This is a genomic window from Kushneria halocnemicola (assembly GCF_965650455.1).
Classification (GTDB): Bacteria; Pseudomonadota; Gammaproteobacteria; order Pseudomonadales; family Halomonadaceae; genus Kushneria.
The window spans coordinates 3,403,369-3,416,654 of record NZ_OZ287968.1 but is presented as its reverse complement, the minus strand read 5'-3'; the positions used below and the strand labels follow the sequence as shown (position 1 = coordinate 3,416,654).

Here is a 13,286-nt window from a genome sequence, read left to right as displayed (position 1 = left end):
AAAAAGCCGACCCTGAGGTCGGCTTTTCTGACGATAGCAAAAAGTACGGCTTATTCTTCGCCGCTGGCTTCTGCTGCTACCGGGCGATCAACCAGCTCGACGTACGCCATGGGCGCGTTGTCGCCGGCTCTGAAACCACACTTGAGTACGCGGACATAACCACCCGGACGGGTGTTGTAACGCGGGCCCAGTTCGTTAAAGAGCTTGCCAACCGTATCCTTGGAGCGGGTACGGCTGAACGCCAGACGGCGATTGGCCACACTGTCATTTTTTGACAGGGTGATCAGCGGCTCAATATAACGACGCAGCTCCTTGGCCTTGGGCAGCGTGGTTTTGATCATTTCATGCTCGACCAGCGAAATGCACATGTTCTGGAACATGGCCTGCCGGTGTGAGCTGTTACGGCTTAGATGACGACCGGTTTTACGATGACGCATGGATAAGATTCCTTACCAATCTGGGGCGCGAGTCACCCGTTCAGGCAGAGGCCTTGTCGTCTTTCAGGCTCGCCGGCGGCCAGTTATCCAGCCGCATGCCGAGAGAAAGATTCCGGGCCTCGAGAACGTCCTTGATTTCATTCAACGACTTCTTGCCGAGATTGGGTGTTTTAAGAAGCTCTACCTCGGTGCGCTGAATCAGGTCACCGATATAGTAGATATTCTCGGCCTTGAGGCAGTTGGCACTTCGGACAGTCAATTCGAGATCGTCAACAGGACGCAGCAGAATCGGATCAATCTGATCTTCTTCTTCCTCTACTTCCTGCTCTTTCTCGGCTTCAAGATCAACGAAGGCAGCCAGCTGCTCCTGCAGAATGGTTGCAGAGCGGCGGATGGCCTCTTCGGGATCCAGGGTGCCATCGGTTTCCAGGTCAATGACCAGCTTGTCGAGATCGGTACGCTGTTCAACGCGTGCCGCTTCGACCGCATAGGAAACGCGGCGAACTGGTGTATACGTGGCATCAAGCTGAAGACGACCGATGGCGCGTGATTCATCATCACGCTCGGCACGGACGTCTGCAGGCTCGTAGCCACGGCCACGCATGACGCGCAGCTGCATCTTCAGTTCACAGCCATCATTGAGATGAGCAATGACATGATCCGGATTGACGATCTCGATGTCATGATCGGCGGCAATATCGCCGGCGGTCATGATGCCCGGGCCCTGCTTGTTCAGCGTTAATACAACGTCATCGCGGCCATGCATCTTGATGGACACGCCCTTCAGATTCAGGAGGATCTCGATGACATCTTCCTGAACACCTTCGATTGCGCTGTACTCGTGCAGAACGCCTTCGATTTCTGCTTCTGTAATCGCACACCCGGGCATGGATGACAGCAGAATACGACGCAGGGCGTTCCCAAGAGTATGACCAAAGCCGCGCTCGAAAGGTTCGAGCACGATCTTTGCATGATTCGCGCTGACTTCTTCGACCTTGATATCACGAGGTCTTAGAAACTCTGTCACTGAACGCTGCATATGAACACCTATCAGGCTGCCAAACGGTTAATCCAAAAAAGCTCAATGCTTATTTGGAGTACAGCTCGACAATCAGGTTTTCGTTGATGTCGGCAGACAGGTCGCCGCGCTCAGGCAGAGCCTTGAAAGTGCCTTCCATCTTCTTCGAGTCAACGTCGACCCAGCTCACATCGCCACGATTACCAGCCAGTTCGAGCGACTGCTGAATGCGCGACTGATTCTTGGCTTTTTCGCGAACGCTGACCACGTCACCAGGGCGAACCTTGTAGGACGCTACGTTGACGGTGCGGCCGTTAACAGCAATGGCCTTGTGGCTGACCAGCTGGCGAGATTCGCTGCGAGTCGAGCCAAAGCCCATGCGATAAACGACGTTGTCGAGGCGAGTCTCGAGGAGCTGAAGCAGGACTTCACCTGTGGCTCCTTTCTGACGCGCGGCTTCCTTGTAATAATTGCGGAACTGCTTTTCCAGTACGCCGTAATAACGACGGACCTTCTGCTTTTCACGCAGCTGCGAGCCGTATTCGGAAAGACGCTGACGGCGCTGACCGTGTTGACCCGGGGGAGTCTCTGACTTGCACTTCTTCTCGAACGCCGTAACACCGCTCTTCAAAAAGAGGTCGGTGCCTTCGCGACGAGAGAGCTTGCACTTCGGACCTGTATAACGTGCCATGAGTGTGTCTCCTTAAACGCGACGCTTTTTCGGCGGGCGGCACCCGTTATGCGGGATGGGTGTCGCGTCAACAATGCTCTGCACGCGAAAACCGGCGGCATTCAATGCGCGCACGGCGGACTCACGGCCGGGCCCCGGGCCCTTGACCAGTACGTCGACGTTTTTCACACCATACTCGGCTGCAGCGGTTGCTGCACGTTCGCTTGCCACTTGTGCAGCGAACGGGGTGCTCTTGCGAGAACCACGAAAACCCGAACCACCGGCAGTGGCCCATGAAAGAGCGTTGCCCTGGCGGTCTGTGATCGTCACGATCGTATTGTTAAAAGAGGCATGGATGTGGGCAACCGCATCCACGACCTGCTTTTTAACCTTTTTACGGTTACTGCGCGGGTTAGCCATGTTTGATGTTCCTGAATTCTAAACGCCGGACATGCGTTTATTTGCGAATCGGTTTACGCGGGCCCTTGCGGGTACGCGCATTCGTCTTCGTGCGCTGTCCGCGCATCGGAAGACTGCGACGATGGCGCAGACCACGGTAGCAACCCAGATCCATGAGACGCTTGATATTCAGCGTAAGCTCACGGCGAAGGTCACCTTCCACGGCATATTGGCCAACTGCAGTACGCACCTCATCGAGCTTCTCGGCGGAGATATCTCCAACCTTGATGTCGGGTGCAATACCTACCTGCGCACAGATTTCCTTTGCGCGGGTGCGACCAATACCGTAGATGTAGGTCAGCGAGATCGCCGCATGCTTGTTGTCCGGGATATTGACGCCTGCAATACGGGCCATCAGCTTTCTCCGAATTTGAGCGGCTTGCTCGGTTAATCGTCTGTAAAAGGCGCAATAGCATACCGCCCCTGACAAGTTTTGGCAAGGGCCTGCAATGCTGCCTGTCTCTTTGGCAATGAAGCAAAAGCTCTTTGCCCTTACTGCCATGATGGATAAAACACCATGACATGATAATCAGACCCGAAGGCCCGAAAGGTAAATGGCAGGCCCTGAAGGACCTGCCACTACCGGGAAATGTCAGCGCATGACGCCGCCGCTGCCATAACCCTTGAGGTTTGACTTCTTCATTACGGACTCATACTGACTGGACATCAGATGAGACTGAACCTGTGCCATGAAGTCCATGACAACCACAACCACGATCAGCAGCGAGGTGCCGCCAAAATAGAAGGGTACCTGCCATGCCACCATAAGGAACTGGGGCATAAGCGAGACCAGTGTAATGTAGAGAGCGCCAAACAACGTAAGACGCGTCATGACCTTGTCGATATAACGCGACGTTTGCTCGCCGGGGCGAATGCCGGGCAGGAAAGCGCCTGACTTCTTCAGGTTATCCGCTACATCCTTCGGGTTAAAAACCAGAGCGGTGTAGAAAAAGCAGAAGAAAACAACGGCAGTAGCAAACAGCAGGATATATAGCGGCTGCCCCGGCCCCAGTGCCTGAGAAATGGTCGACAGCCAGCCCATGTTCTCTCCCTGACCAAACCACTGACCCAGCGAGGCCGGGAAAAGCAGGATGCTCGAAGCAAAGATGGGCGGAATGACGCCGGCCATGTTGACCTTCATCGGCAGATAGCTGCTCTGGCCGGCATACATCTTGTTGCCGACCTGACGACGCGGGTAGTTGACCGTAATACGGCGCTGACCACGCTCGATAAAGACCACAAAGGCAACCGTTGCAATTCCCAATACGCCCAGTGCCAGCAGCGGCAGTACGTTCCAGGCACCATCGTTGCGTGCCAGTTCAAACGACTGCCCGAGCGCACCGGGTAGACCGGCCACGATACCGGCGAAGATAATCAGCGAAATACCGTTGCCGATGCCCTTCTCGGTGATCTGCTCGCCCAGCCACATCAGGAACACGGCACCTGCCACAAAGGTAGTGACCGCCGTAAAGTAGAAGCTGAAATCGGCGCTGTAAGCGACCCCGTTACTGACAAGCCCTACTGACATGCCGATCGCCTGGATCAGTGCCAGTAACACCGTGCCGTAGCGAGTGTACTGGCTGATCTTTCGACGGCCGGCCTCGCCTTCCTTCTTCAGCTGTTCTAGCTGCGGCGAAACCACGGTCAGAAGCTGCATGATAATTGATGCGGAAATATAGGGCATGATGCCCAGTGCAAAAATACTCATGCGCTCCAGGGCGCCACCCGAGAACATGTTGAACATGCTCAGGATGGTGCCCTGGTTTTCTCTGAACAAGGCAGCGAGCTGGTCAGGATTGATACCGGGGACTGGAATGTGGGCACCGATACGGTACACCACGATTGCGATAAAAACGAACCTCAGGCGAGCCCAGAGCTCGCCCAGACCGCTTTGATTGTTAGCCGGTACTTTTCCTGACTTGGCCATTTAGTCCTCTACCTTGCCACCGGCGGCTTCAATGGCAGCCCGTGCACCCTTGGTGACTTTCAGACCGCGTACGGTAACGGCGCGATCGAGATTGCCGGACAGCACAACCTTGGCATGACGCGTCGCATTTTTCAGTACGTTGGCCTTTTTCAGGCTGGCCATGTCCGCCACGTCGCCTTCGACATTGGCCAGCTCATTGAGGCGAACCTCTTCGCTGACCAGTGATTTGGCAGACGTAAAGCCGAACTTGGGCAGACGACGCTGAAGCGGCATCTGGCCGCCTTCAAAACCCGGCTTGATGGAACCGCCGCTGCGTGACGTCTGGCCCTTGTGACCGCGACCAGCGGTCTTGCCCAGTCCGGAACCGATACCGCGACCAACACGCTTCTCAGCGTGCTTGGCGCCCGGTGCCGGGCTCAGGCTATTGAGTTTCATGGTCATTACTGAGCTCCTTCAACGCGAACGAGGTAGTTGACCTTGTTGATCATGCCACGAACGGCCGGTGTGTCTTCAAGCTCAACCGTGTGATTGATGCGACGAAGACCCAGACCGCGCATGGTGGCCTTGTGCTTTTCAAGTACGCCGATCGTGCTGCGTACCTGAGTAACCCTGATTGTGGCTGACATGGCGCTTACCCCGTAATCGCTTCAACGGACAGGCCACGCTTTGCCGCAACGTCCTCGGGAGAACGCATGGAAGCGAGGCCCTTGACGGTTGCGCGCACGACGTTGACCGGATTGGTCGAGCCATAGCACTTGGCCAGGACATCATGCACACCTGCCAGCTCCAGTACCGAACGCATCGCACCACCTGCGATGATACCGGTACCTTCGGAAGCGGGCTGCATGAAGACCTTGGAAGCGCCATGGTTGGCACGTACCGGATACTGCAGCGTGTGACCGCGCAGCTCGACCTTGATCATGTTGCGATGCGCTTGATCCATCGCCTTTTGAATCGCGACCGGCACTTCACGTGCCTTGCCGCGACCAAAACCGATACGACCATTGCCATCACCTACGACGGTCAGAGCGGTAAAACCGAAAATACGGCCGCCCTTGACCACTTTGGCAACACGGTTGATCTGAACAAGTTTTTCCTGCAGATCGCCGCTGCCCCTCTGTTCGTTATTCGCCATCGTAGAACCCTTTAGAATTGCAGGCCGCCTTCGCGCGCGGCATCAGCGAGGGCCTTGACCCGACCATGGTACCTGAACCCGGAACGGTCAAAGGCAACTTCAGTAATTCCCGCTTCCTTTGCACGCTCGGCCAGCAGTGTACCAACGCGAGCAGCAGCATCAGCATTACCGGTCGCATCTTCACGCAGCGACTTGTCGAGCGTGGAGGCGCTGACCAATACCTGGCCACCGTCTGCGGAAATAATCTGAGCGTACATGTGACGCGGTGTGCGATTGACACTCAGACGATTGATACCAAGTTCGCGGATCTTGGCGCGCGTGCGGCGGGCACGACGGAGACGAGCTTCTTTCTTCGCGTTCATAACCCTGCCCTATTTCTTCTTGGCTTCTTTACGAAGGATGCGTTCATCGCTGTAACGCACACCCTTGCCCTTGTAGGGCTCCGGCGGACGGAACGCACGAATCTCGGCAGCCACCTGACCAAGACGCTGCTTGTCAGCGCTCTTGAGAACGATTGTGGTGTTTTTGGGCGTTTCAACAACCACGCCTTCAGGCACCTTGTAATCGATCGGGTGAGAGAAACCAAGTGTCAGGTTAAGTGTCTGCCCGTTGGCCTGAGCACGATACCCTACGCCTGTAATTTCCAGCGAACGGGTAAAGCCTTCGGAAACACCAACGACCATGTTGTTGGCCAGTGCACGGGTTGTCCCGGCCATGGCCCAATTCTTTGCTGAAGCGCTGGGTTCGAACGTCAACTGATCATCCTGATGACCAACCACAACATCGTTGTGAACGTTCATTTCCAGCTGCCCCTGACCGCCCCGGACGGTCAGCCTGCCTTCCTCGAGCGTGACTTCCACACCGCTGGGCAGCTTAACCGGGTATTTTGCAATCCTGGACATCATAGACTCCTAGAATACGGTGCAGATGACTTCACCGCCGACGCCTGCCTGGCGCGCCGCACGATCGGTCATGACACCTCTGGAAGTGGACACGATGGCCACACCCAGACCGTCTGCTACGCGCGGCAGTTCGTCCTTGCCCTTGTAGCTGCGAAGGGAAGGCTTCGAAACACGTTGAATGTGCTCGATAACCGGCTTGCCTTCGAAGTACTTGAGGGTAATCGTCAGGTCAACCTTGACGTCGCCTTCAACGGAGAAGTCGGCAATGTAACCTTCTTCTTTCAAAACACGCGCGACTTCGACCTTGATCTTGGACGACGGCATGGTAACCGTCTCCTTGGTCGCCATCTGCGCATTACGGATACGAGTCAGCATATCCGCGAGTGTATCCTGCATGCTCATCGATAACGCTCCTGATGCGATTACCAGCTGGACTTGGTCAGGCCGGGCACATCGCCGCGCATGGCCGCTTCGCGCAGTTTATTGCGCCCAAGTCCGAACTTGTTGTAATAGCCGTGCGGCCGGCCGGTCACGCGGCAGCGATTACGCTGGCGAACCGGGCTCGAGTTGCGCGGCAGCTTCTGCAGCTGCAGCTGCGCATCAAAGCGCTCTTCATCCGAGCTGTTGACGTTGTGAATGATCGCCTTGAGCTCGGCACGACGGGCTGCGTATTTGTCTACCAGCTCGGCGCGCTTGCGCTCGCGCTCAACCATGCTTTTCTTTGCCATGATTACACCTTTATTTCCGGAAGGGGAAGTTCAGCGCACTCAAGAGTGCACGAGCTTCTTCGTCGGTGCCGGCAGACGTCGTGATGGTGATATCCAGCCCGCGAACACGGTCAACCTTGTCGTATTCGATCTCGGGGAAGATGATCTGTTCACGCACACCCATCGAGTAGTTTCCACGACCATCAAATGATTTTGCATTGAGGCCACGGAAGTCACGAACACGCGGGATCGCGATGTTTACCAGACGGTCAAGGAAATCCCACATGCGCTCACTGCGCAGGGTTACCTTGGTGCCGATCGGCCAGCCTTCGCGTACCTTGAAGCCCGCAACTGACTTGCGTGCCAGGGTCACGACAGGCTTCTGGCCGGAAAGCTTTTCCAGATCAGCCACGGCATTGTCGATCAGCTTTTTATCGCTGGTCGCATCACCGACGCCCATATTAAGGGTCACCTTGGTGATCCGGGGCACCTGCATTACGTTGGCATAGCCAAATTGCTCAGTGAGCTTGGCCATCACCTCGTCTTTATACTGCTGTTTCAAGTTCGCCATGTTGCCACCCGAATCGCGTTAGGCGTCGATCTGCTTTTGCGTCGACCTGAAGATACGGATCTTGGTACCGTCGTCATTCATCTGAAAGCCGACCCGATCCGCCCTGTTGGTCTCCGTATTGAAGATGGCAACGTTAGAACCGTGGATCGGAGCCTCACGCTCAACGATACCCCCTTGATTGCCGGCCATCGGGTTGGGTTTGGTGTGACGCTTGATCATGTTCACACCTGAAACCACATAGCGCCCGTCCTGCAGAACCCGCTTGACGGTGCCGCGCTTGCCCTTGTCCTTGCCGGCGATGACGACGACTTCATCATCACGTTTGATCTTGCGCATAATTCCGCCTCGCTCCTTACAGCACTTCGGGCGCCAGGGAGATAATCCGCATGAACTTCTCGGTACGAAGTTCGCGGGTTACCGGCCCGAAAATACGAGTGCCTACCGGCTGCTCGTTGGCGTTGTTCAATAAAACCGCCGCATTGCCATCGAAGCGGATAAGAGAACCATCCGGACGGCGAATTCCGCTGCGTGTGCGTACAACAACGGCCTTGAGCACCTGGCCCTTTTTGACACGGCCACGCGGAATCGCTTCCTTGACCGTTACCTTGATGATGTCGCCAACACGGGCATAACGGCGATGAGAGCCACCCAGGACCTTGATGCACTGGACCCTGCGCGCTCCGCTGTTGTCGGCGACATCCAGCATTGTTTGCGTTTGAATCATCGGTTTTCTCCAAACCTGAACTGATGCACGGGTTTAGGCAGCTGCCTTACCCTCTGGCCTGCTCGACGACTTCAACCAGAGTCCATGCCTTTTTCTTTGAAAGCGGCCGACACTCTTCGATGGAAACCAGATCGCCGATGTTGGCCTGATTGGTTTCGTCGTGCGCATGCAGTTTGGTGGAGCGCTTCATGTACTTTCCGTAGATCGGATGGCGCTCACGACGCTCGATCATGACAACGATCGATTTCTCCATCCGATCACTCACCACACGTCCGGTGAGCCTGCGTGCTTTGTTTGCCTGTTCTTCGGCCATTTCAGTCCACCTTCTCGTTGAGCACAGTCTTCACGCGCGCGATGTCGCGGCGAACCTGTTTGAGCAGATGGTTCTGGCTCAACTGACCGGTAGCCTTCTGCATCCGCAGGTTGAATTGCTCGCGCAGCAGTTCGAACAGCTGCTCATTGAGCGCTTCGGTCGACTTGTCACGAAGTTCCTGAGCTTTCATTACATTACCGTCCGTTTCACAAAGGTAGTGGCAACGGGCATCTTCTGAGCCGCGAGAGTAAACGCTTCGCGCGCCATCTCTTCCGATACGCCTTCAATCTCGTAAAGAACCCTGCCCGGCTGAATCTGAGCGACCCAGTATTCGACAGAACCCTTGCCCTTACCCATACGGACTTCGAGCGGCTTTTCGGAAATCGGCTTATCCGGAAAAACACGGATCCAGATCTTGCCGCCACGTTTGACATGACGCGTGATAGCACGACGGCCGGCTTCAATCTGGCGAGCGGTGATACGACCACGGCCGGTCGCCTTGAGGCCATACTCACCGAAGCTCACGCTACTACCGCGATGCGCCAGACCGCGGTTGCGGCCCTTTTGCTGCTTGCGGAATTTGGTACGCTTGGGCTGTAACATCGACTATCCCCTTACTTGGAACCTTTCTTCTTGCCGGGAGCGCCAGTCTGCGAATTATTCTGCTTCGCACGGACTTCTTCGATCCCACCAAGAATTTCGCCCTTGAAGATCCACACCTTGACACCGATGACACCGTAAGTGGTGTGCGCCTCGTAAACCGAGTAATCGATATCGGCACGCAGGGTGTGAAGGGGAACACGGCCTTCGCGATACCATTCCGTACGCGCGATTTCTGCACCACCAAGACGACCGGACAGCTGAATCCGGATGCCCTTGGCGCCCAGACGCATGGCGTTTTGTACCGCACGCTTCATGGCACGACGAAACATGACGCGACGCTCGAGCTGACCGGCAACGTTTTGCGCTACCAGTGCAGCATCAAGCTCGGGCTTGCGAACTTCCTCAATGTTGACGTGAACGGGCACGCCCATGAGGTTGGTCAGATCACGACGCAGACGCTCGACATCTTCACCCTTCTTGCCAATCACGATACCCGGACGGGCAGTATGAATGGTAATACGGGCGTTGTTGGCCGGACGCTCGATGTGAATCCTGCTGACAGAAGCGCTTTTCAAACGCTCGGACAGGAAACTGCGAACTTCGAGATCGTTATTCAGCTTGTCGGCATAAGCACCGCGCTCGGCGTACCACACGGAAGTGTGGTCCTTGACGATCCCGAGGCGAATACCGACTGGATTGACTTTTTGACCCATCTGGTCGACTCCTACTTCTCGGCTACCTTGACGGTGATATGGCAGGTACGCTTCATGATGCGATCCGCACGGCCCTTGGCACGCGGCAGAATACGCTTGAGCGTCATGCCCTCATCGACACAGATGGTCGAGACGCGAAGCTCGTCGATGTCCATGCCGTTATTTTCTTCCGCGTTGGCGATAGCGGATTGCAGTACCTTTCTCACCAGCACAGCCGCCTTTTTGGGCGAAAATGCCAGGATATTCAGTGCTTCTGCGACCGGCTTGCCCCGCACCTGATCTGCCACCAAACGTGCCTTCTGGGCGGACAGGCGAGCGCCGCGCAATTTAGCAGCTACTTCTTCCATTGTGGTCCTCTCCCTTACCGCTTGGCTTTCTTGTCAGCCGCGTGACCGCGATAGGTGCGGGTGGCAGCAAATTCGCCCAGCTTGTGGCCCACCATCTCTTCAGAGACGTGTACCGGTACATGCTGGCGACCGTTATGGACAGCAATGGTGAGTCCTACCATATTGGGCAGGATCATCGAGCGACGCGACCAGGTCTTGATCGGTTTGCGGTCGCTCTTTTCCACAGCCGCCTCAACCTTCTTCAAAAGATGAAGGTCAATGAAGGGACCTTTCTTAAGTGAACGTGGCACAGCCGTTACCCCTTAAATACTGATGTTTGGCCTTGCGGCACCGTTTATCTGGCTTTGCGACGACGCACGATAAGCTTGTCGGTACGCTTGTTCTTGCGCGTCTTGTGACCCTTGGTCGGAATACCCCAGGGGGTTACCGGATGACGGCCACCACTGGTACGACCTTCACCACCACCATGCGGGTGATCAACCGGGTTCATCGCGACGCCGCGAACAGTCGGACGCACGCCTCTCCAACGCTTGGCACCGGCCTTGCCGAGCTGCCCAAGGCTGTGCTCGGAGTTGCCGACTTCGCCCAGCGTGGCGCGACATTCAGCCAGGATGCGACGCATTTCACCGCTACGCAGACGCACGGTGGCATAGTTGCCTTCACGTGCGACCAGCTGAGCACTGGTACCGGCGCTGCGTACAAGCTGCGCACCCTTGCCGGGCTTGAGCTCGATGCAGTGAATTGTCGAACCAACCGGAACGTTACGCAGCGGCAGAGCGTTACCCTGACGAATCGGTGCGTTGACACCCGACTCCAGGCGATCGCCTTCTGCAACACCCCGGGGGGCAATGATGTAACGGCGTTCACCGTCCACATACTTCAGCAGTGCAATATGTGCGCTGCGATTCGGATCGTATTCAAGACGCTCGACGATGGCAGGAACGCCATCCTTGTTGCGCTTGAAGTCTACCAGACGATAGTGCTGGCGATTGCCACCACCTACGTGACGGGTAGTAATACGACCGTTATTGTTACGACCGCCCGAACGTGACTGTGCTTCGGTCAGCGCCGCATGCGGGCGACCCTTGTACAGTCCTTCGGTAACGACCTTCACCTTGTGGCGACGGCCGGCGGACGTTGGTTTTGTCTTGACTACTGCCATGATCCGTTCTCCTGCCTCACTCGGCGCCGGTGAAGTCTTCGAGCGTTTCGCCCGCAGCCAGGGTGACGTAGGCCTTGCGATAACCGCTACGATGACCTTCGCCACGAGCGTTGCGCTTGACCTTGCCCTTCATGTTCAGGACCTGGACGCTGTCGACCTTCTTTTCAAAAAGCGCTTCAACAGCTTTTTTGATTTCGGGCTTGGTAGCATCACTGGCGACCTTGAAAACGTACTGATTACGCTCTGCAGCGTAGGCAGCCTTCTCGGTCATGTGCGGACCAAGCAGCACCTGGAATACGCGTTCCTGATTCATGCCAGCTTCTCCTCGAACTTGCGGAGGGCGGGTACGGTCATCAGCACCTTGTCATAGGCAATCAGGCTGACAGGATCCGCGCTCGACGCTTCGACCACGTCCACGTTGGGAATGTTGCGAGCGGCCAGATAAAGGTTCTCATCCAGCTCGTCGGTCACGATCAGCACCTTTTCCAGACCAAGCTCGGAAAGACGACCTACCAGCTGTCGGGTCTTGGGGCTGTCTACGGTAAAGGCATCAACGGCAACCAGACGTTCCTGACGCACGAGCTCCGAAAGGATGGAGCGCATGGCAGCGCGGTACATCTTGCGATTGACCTTTTGAGAGTGATCCTGCGGACGTGCCGCAAAGGTCACACCACCGGTACGCCAGATCGGCGAACGGATGGTACCGGCACGAGCGCGACCGGTGCCCTTCTGACGCCACGGCTTCTTACCACCGCCGCTGACATCGGAACGGTTTTTCTGTGCACGAGTACCCTGACGCGCGCCTGCCAGATAGGCAGTGACGACCTGGTGAACCAGTGCTTCATTGAATTCCTTGCCAAAAGTCTCGTCGGAAATCTCGACGGCTCCGGCTCCTGCACCTGCAAGATTGAGATTCATCGTTACCTACCCCTCAGCGAGCTTTGACAGCGGTGCGCACGACCACATCGCTACCGGCAGCACCAGGTACGGCGCCCTTGACCAGAAGCAGATTGCGTTCGGTGTCGACACGGACAATTTCAAGGCTCTGAACGGTGACGCGCTCGTTACCCATCTGACCGGCCATCTTTTTGCCCTTGAAGACGCGACCCGGCGTCTGACACTGGCCGATGGAACCCGGCGCACGATGCGACAGAGAGTTACCGTGGGTATTGTCCTGCGTGCGGAAGTTCCAGCGCTTTACTGCGCCCTGGAAGCCCTTGCCCTTTGACGTGCCAGTGACGTCAATGAGCTGGCCTGCTTCGAAGAGGGATACGGTGAGCTCGCTTCCTGCCTGCGGATCTTCCTCGCCTTCGGCAAGACGAAATTCCGCCAGGAAACGACCGGCCTCAACACCTGCGCTGGCATACTGCCCGGCAATTGCCTTGGTGAGGTGCTTGGCCTTGCGCGAGCCAGCAGTAACCTGAACGGCACGATAACCATCAGACTCGAGAGTCTTGATGCGCGTGACGCGGTTGGGCTCGACTTCAATAACGGTTACGGGCACGGATGCACCGTCTTCGGTGAAGATACGGGTCATACCGCTCTTCTTACCGACTAAACCGATAGACATGTTCAGTCTCCTATAGTGTACGGGGCTA

The 13,286-nt window shown here is 56.4% G+C and carries 26 protein-coding genes; all 26 read right to left on the bottom strand.

The genetic code is table 11. The features are described 5' to 3' along the window. Positions 1–50: 50 nt before the first annotated feature. Positions 51–437 (bottom strand): 50S ribosomal protein L17, encoded by a 387-nt coding sequence (rplQ, locus tag ACS92L_RS15540; protein ID WP_438765997.1) that lies wholly within the window; start codon positions 435–437, stop codon positions 51–53. 40 nt (positions 438–477) lie between these two features. Beyond that, entirely contained in the window at positions 478–1,476 is a 999-nt protein-coding gene (locus ACS92L_RS15535; protein ID WP_115854544.1) for a DNA-directed RNA polymerase subunit alpha, read from the bottom strand. Between the two features lie 49 nt (positions 1,477–1,525). Beyond that, a complete protein-coding gene (rpsD, locus tag ACS92L_RS15530; protein WP_086620775.1) occupies positions 1,526–2,146 on the bottom strand; it encodes a 30S ribosomal protein S4 in 621 nt (206 codons plus the stop codon). Positions 2,147–2,158: 12 nt separating this feature from the next. Further along, positions 2,159–2,545, bottom strand: a complete 387-nt coding sequence (gene rpsK, locus ACS92L_RS15525) for a 30S ribosomal protein S11 (protein WP_009099028.1) — start codon at positions 2,543–2,545, stop codon at positions 2,159–2,161. Positions 2,546–2,582: 37 nt separating this feature from the next. Beyond that, a complete protein-coding gene (gene rpsM / locus ACS92L_RS15520; RefSeq protein ID WP_438765996.1) occupies positions 2,583–2,939 on the bottom strand; it encodes a 30S ribosomal protein S13 in 357 nt (118 codons plus the stop codon). A gap of 237 nt (positions 2,940–3,176) precedes the next feature. Further along, positions 3,177–4,511 (bottom strand): preprotein translocase subunit SecY, encoded by a 1,335-nt coding sequence (secY, locus tag ACS92L_RS15515; RefSeq protein WP_115854541.1) that lies wholly within the window; start codon positions 4,509–4,511, stop codon positions 3,177–3,179. Then, positions 4,512–4,946, bottom strand: coding sequence for a 50S ribosomal protein L15 (gene rplO / locus ACS92L_RS15510; RefSeq protein ID WP_438768505.1), 435 nt, complete (start codon positions 4,944–4,946; stop codon positions 4,512–4,514). It abuts the gene before it with no gap. Positions 4,947–4,951: 5 nt separating this feature from the next. Next, complete coding sequence (rpmD, locus tag ACS92L_RS15505) at positions 4,952–5,137, bottom strand: 50S ribosomal protein L30 (RefSeq protein ID WP_086620778.1); 186 nt, start codon at positions 5,135–5,137, stop codon at positions 4,952–4,954. Between the two features lie 5 nt (positions 5,138–5,142). Continuing rightward, complete coding sequence (rpsE, locus tag ACS92L_RS15500; protein WP_108842864.1) at positions 5,143–5,646, bottom strand: 30S ribosomal protein S5; 504 nt, start codon at positions 5,644–5,646, stop codon at positions 5,143–5,145. An 11-nt stretch (positions 5,647–5,657) separates the two neighbouring features. After that, positions 5,658–6,008, bottom strand: coding sequence for a 50S ribosomal protein L18 (gene rplR / locus ACS92L_RS15495; RefSeq protein WP_086620780.1), 351 nt, complete (start codon positions 6,006–6,008; stop codon positions 5,658–5,660). A gap of 9 nt (positions 6,009–6,017) precedes the next feature. Then, the gene (gene rplF / locus ACS92L_RS15490; RefSeq protein WP_438765995.1) at positions 6,018–6,548 is read right to left on the bottom strand and encodes a 50S ribosomal protein L6; all 531 of its coding nucleotides are present in this window, start codon (positions 6,546–6,548) and stop codon (positions 6,018–6,020) included. Positions 6,549–6,557: 9 nt separating this feature from the next. Then, complete coding sequence (rpsH, locus tag ACS92L_RS15485; protein WP_086620782.1) at positions 6,558–6,950, bottom strand: 30S ribosomal protein S8; 393 nt, start codon at positions 6,948–6,950, stop codon at positions 6,558–6,560. Positions 6,951–6,970: 20 nt separating this feature from the next. After that, complete coding sequence (rpsN, locus tag ACS92L_RS15480) at positions 6,971–7,276, bottom strand: 30S ribosomal protein S14 (protein WP_438765994.1); 306 nt, start codon at positions 7,274–7,276, stop codon at positions 6,971–6,973. 10 nt (positions 7,277–7,286) lie between these two features. Beyond that, positions 7,287–7,826 (bottom strand): 50S ribosomal protein L5, encoded by a 540-nt coding sequence (gene rplE / locus ACS92L_RS15475; protein ID WP_115854535.1) that lies wholly within the window; start codon positions 7,824–7,826, stop codon positions 7,287–7,289. Positions 7,827–7,844: 18 nt separating this feature from the next. Then, a complete protein-coding gene (rplX, locus tag ACS92L_RS15470; protein WP_115854534.1) occupies positions 7,845–8,162 on the bottom strand; it encodes a 50S ribosomal protein L24 in 318 nt (105 codons plus the stop codon). A 16-nt stretch (positions 8,163–8,178) separates the two neighbouring features. After that, complete coding sequence (rplN, locus tag ACS92L_RS15465) at positions 8,179–8,550, bottom strand: 50S ribosomal protein L14 (RefSeq protein WP_086620786.1); 372 nt, start codon at positions 8,548–8,550, stop codon at positions 8,179–8,181. Positions 8,551–8,596: 46 nt separating this feature from the next. After that, on the bottom strand, positions 8,597–8,863 hold the full coding sequence (gene rpsQ, locus ACS92L_RS15460; RefSeq protein ID WP_438765992.1) for a 30S ribosomal protein S17: 267 nt from the start codon (positions 8,861–8,863) through the stop codon (positions 8,597–8,599). A gap of 1 nt (position 8,864) precedes the next feature. Further along, positions 8,865–9,053: a 50S ribosomal protein L29 gene (gene rpmC / locus ACS92L_RS15455; protein WP_086620788.1), complete on the bottom strand. Its 189-nt coding sequence runs from the start codon at positions 9,051–9,053 to the stop codon at positions 8,865–8,867. Beyond that, positions 9,053–9,466, bottom strand: a complete 414-nt coding sequence (gene rplP / locus ACS92L_RS15450; RefSeq protein ID WP_438765990.1) for a 50S ribosomal protein L16 — start codon at positions 9,464–9,466, stop codon at positions 9,053–9,055. Before rplP ends, rpmC begins: the two co-directional genes overlap by 1 nt. A gap of 11 nt (positions 9,467–9,477) precedes the next feature. After that, on the bottom strand, positions 9,478–10,179 hold the full coding sequence (gene rpsC, locus ACS92L_RS15445; protein WP_115854531.1) for a 30S ribosomal protein S3: 702 nt from the start codon (positions 10,177–10,179) through the stop codon (positions 9,478–9,480). 11 nt (positions 10,180–10,190) lie between these two features. Then, the gene (gene rplV, locus ACS92L_RS15440) at positions 10,191–10,526 is read right to left on the bottom strand and encodes a 50S ribosomal protein L22 (protein ID WP_086620791.1); all 336 of its coding nucleotides are present in this window, start codon (positions 10,524–10,526) and stop codon (positions 10,191–10,193) included. 14 nt (positions 10,527–10,540) lie between these two features. After that, positions 10,541–10,816: a 30S ribosomal protein S19 gene (rpsS, locus tag ACS92L_RS15435; RefSeq protein WP_008959165.1), complete on the bottom strand. Its 276-nt coding sequence runs from the start codon at positions 10,814–10,816 to the stop codon at positions 10,541–10,543. Between the two features lie 44 nt (positions 10,817–10,860). Further along, positions 10,861–11,688 (bottom strand): 50S ribosomal protein L2, encoded by an 828-nt coding sequence (gene rplB / locus ACS92L_RS15430; protein ID WP_438765988.1) that lies wholly within the window; start codon positions 11,686–11,688, stop codon positions 10,861–10,863. A 16-nt stretch (positions 11,689–11,704) separates the two neighbouring features. Continuing rightward, positions 11,705–12,001 carry a 50S ribosomal protein L23 gene (gene rplW, locus ACS92L_RS15425; protein WP_086620792.1) on the bottom strand — a complete coding sequence of 99 codons (297 nt, stop codon included), beginning with the start codon at positions 11,999–12,001 and terminating at the stop codon, positions 11,705–11,707. Further along, positions 11,998–12,606 carry a 50S ribosomal protein L4 gene (rplD, locus tag ACS92L_RS15420; RefSeq protein WP_438765987.1) on the bottom strand — a complete coding sequence of 203 codons (609 nt, stop codon included), beginning with the start codon at positions 12,604–12,606 and terminating at the stop codon, positions 11,998–12,000. Before rplD ends, rplW begins: the two co-directional genes overlap by 4 nt. Positions 12,607–12,619: 13 nt before the next feature. Beyond that, positions 12,620–13,258, bottom strand: a complete 639-nt coding sequence (rplC, locus tag ACS92L_RS15415; RefSeq protein WP_438765985.1) for a 50S ribosomal protein L3 — start codon at positions 13,256–13,258, stop codon at positions 12,620–12,622. Between the last annotated feature and the right edge of the window lie 28 nt (positions 13,259–13,286).

What these genes read in the sequence shown, in the direction of transcription:
- rpmD (WP_086620778.1), bottom strand. Translation starts at nt 5,137, where the DNA reads ATGTCAGCCACAATCAGGGTTACTCAGGTACGCAGCACGATCGGCGTA.
- rplX (WP_115854534.1), bottom strand. Translation starts at nt 8,162, where the DNA reads ATGCGCAAGATCAAACGTGATGATGAAGTCGTCGTCATCGCCGGCAAG.
- rplQ (WP_438765997.1), bottom strand. Translation starts at nt 437, where the DNA reads ATGCGTCATCGTAAAACCGGTCGTCATCTAAGCCGTAACAGCTCACAC.
- rpsK (WP_009099028.1), bottom strand. Translation starts at nt 2,545, where the DNA reads ATGGCTAACCCGCGCAGTAACCGTAAAAAGGTTAAAAAGCAGGTCGTG.
- secY (WP_115854541.1), bottom strand. Translation starts at nt 4,511, where the DNA reads ATGGCCAAGTCAGGAAAAGTACCGGCTAACAATCAAAGCGGTCTGGGC.
- rplV (WP_086620791.1), bottom strand. Translation starts at nt 10,526, where the DNA reads ATGGAAGAAGTAGCTGCTAAATTGCGCGGCGCTCGCCTGTCCGCCCAG.
- rplW (WP_086620792.1), bottom strand. Translation starts at nt 12,001, where the DNA reads ATGAATCAGGAACGCGTATTCCAGGTGCTGCTTGGTCCGCACATGACC.
- rpsC (WP_115854531.1), bottom strand. Translation starts at nt 10,179, where the DNA reads ATGGGTCAAAAAGTCAATCCAGTCGGTATTCGCCTCGGGATCGTCAAG.
- rpmC (WP_086620788.1), bottom strand. Translation starts at nt 9,053, where the DNA reads ATGAAAGCTCAGGAACTTCGTGACAAGTCGACCGAAGCGCTCAATGAG.
- rpsM (WP_438765996.1), bottom strand. Translation starts at nt 2,939, where the DNA reads ATGGCCCGTATTGCAGGCGTCAATATCCCGGACAACAAGCATGCGGCG.
- rplO (WP_438768505.1), bottom strand. Translation starts at nt 4,946, where the DNA reads ATGAAACTCAATAGCCTGAGCCCGGCACCGGGCGCCAAGCACGCTGAG.
- rpsQ (WP_438765992.1), bottom strand. Translation starts at nt 8,863, where the DNA reads ATGGCCGAAGAACAGGCAAACAAAGCACGCAGGCTCACCGGACGTGTG.
- rpsH (WP_086620782.1), bottom strand. Translation starts at nt 6,950, where the DNA reads ATGAGCATGCAGGATACACTCGCGGATATGCTGACTCGTATCCGTAAT.
- rplD (WP_438765987.1), bottom strand. Translation starts at nt 12,606, where the DNA reads ATGAATCTCAATCTTGCAGGTGCAGGAGCCGGAGCCGTCGAGATTTCC.
- rplR (WP_086620780.1), bottom strand. Translation starts at nt 6,008, where the DNA reads ATGAACGCGAAGAAAGAAGCTCGTCTCCGTCGTGCCCGCCGCACGCGC.
- rpsN (WP_438765994.1), bottom strand. Translation starts at nt 7,276, where the DNA reads ATGGCAAAGAAAAGCATGGTTGAGCGCGAGCGCAAGCGCGCCGAGCTG.
- rplB (WP_438765988.1), bottom strand. Translation starts at nt 11,688, where the DNA reads ATGGCAGTAGTCAAGACAAAACCAACGTCCGCCGGCCGTCGCCACAAG.
- rplE (WP_115854535.1), bottom strand. Translation starts at nt 7,826, where the DNA reads ATGGCGAACTTGAAACAGCAGTATAAAGACGAGGTGATGGCCAAGCTC.
- rplN (WP_086620786.1), bottom strand. Translation starts at nt 8,550, where the DNA reads ATGATTCAAACGCAAACAATGCTGGATGTCGCCGACAACAGCGGAGCG.
- ACS92L_RS15535 (WP_115854544.1), bottom strand. Translation starts at nt 1,476, where the DNA reads ATGCAGCGTTCAGTGACAGAGTTTCTAAGACCTCGTGATATCAAGGTC.
- rpsE (WP_108842864.1), bottom strand. Translation starts at nt 5,646, where the DNA reads ATGGCGAATAACGAACAGAGGGGCAGCGGCGATCTGCAGGAAAAACTT.
- rpsD (WP_086620775.1), bottom strand. Translation starts at nt 2,146, where the DNA reads ATGGCACGTTATACAGGTCCGAAGTGCAAGCTCTCTCGTCGCGAAGGC.
- rplC (WP_438765985.1), bottom strand. Translation starts at nt 13,258, where the DNA reads ATGTCTATCGGTTTAGTCGGTAAGAAGAGCGGTATGACCCGTATCTTC.
- rplP (WP_438765990.1), bottom strand. Translation starts at nt 9,466, where the DNA reads ATGTTACAGCCCAAGCGTACCAAATTCCGCAAGCAGCAAAAGGGCCGC.
- rplF (WP_438765995.1), bottom strand. Translation starts at nt 6,548, where the DNA reads ATGTCCAGGATTGCAAAATACCCGGTTAAGCTGCCCAGCGGTGTGGAA.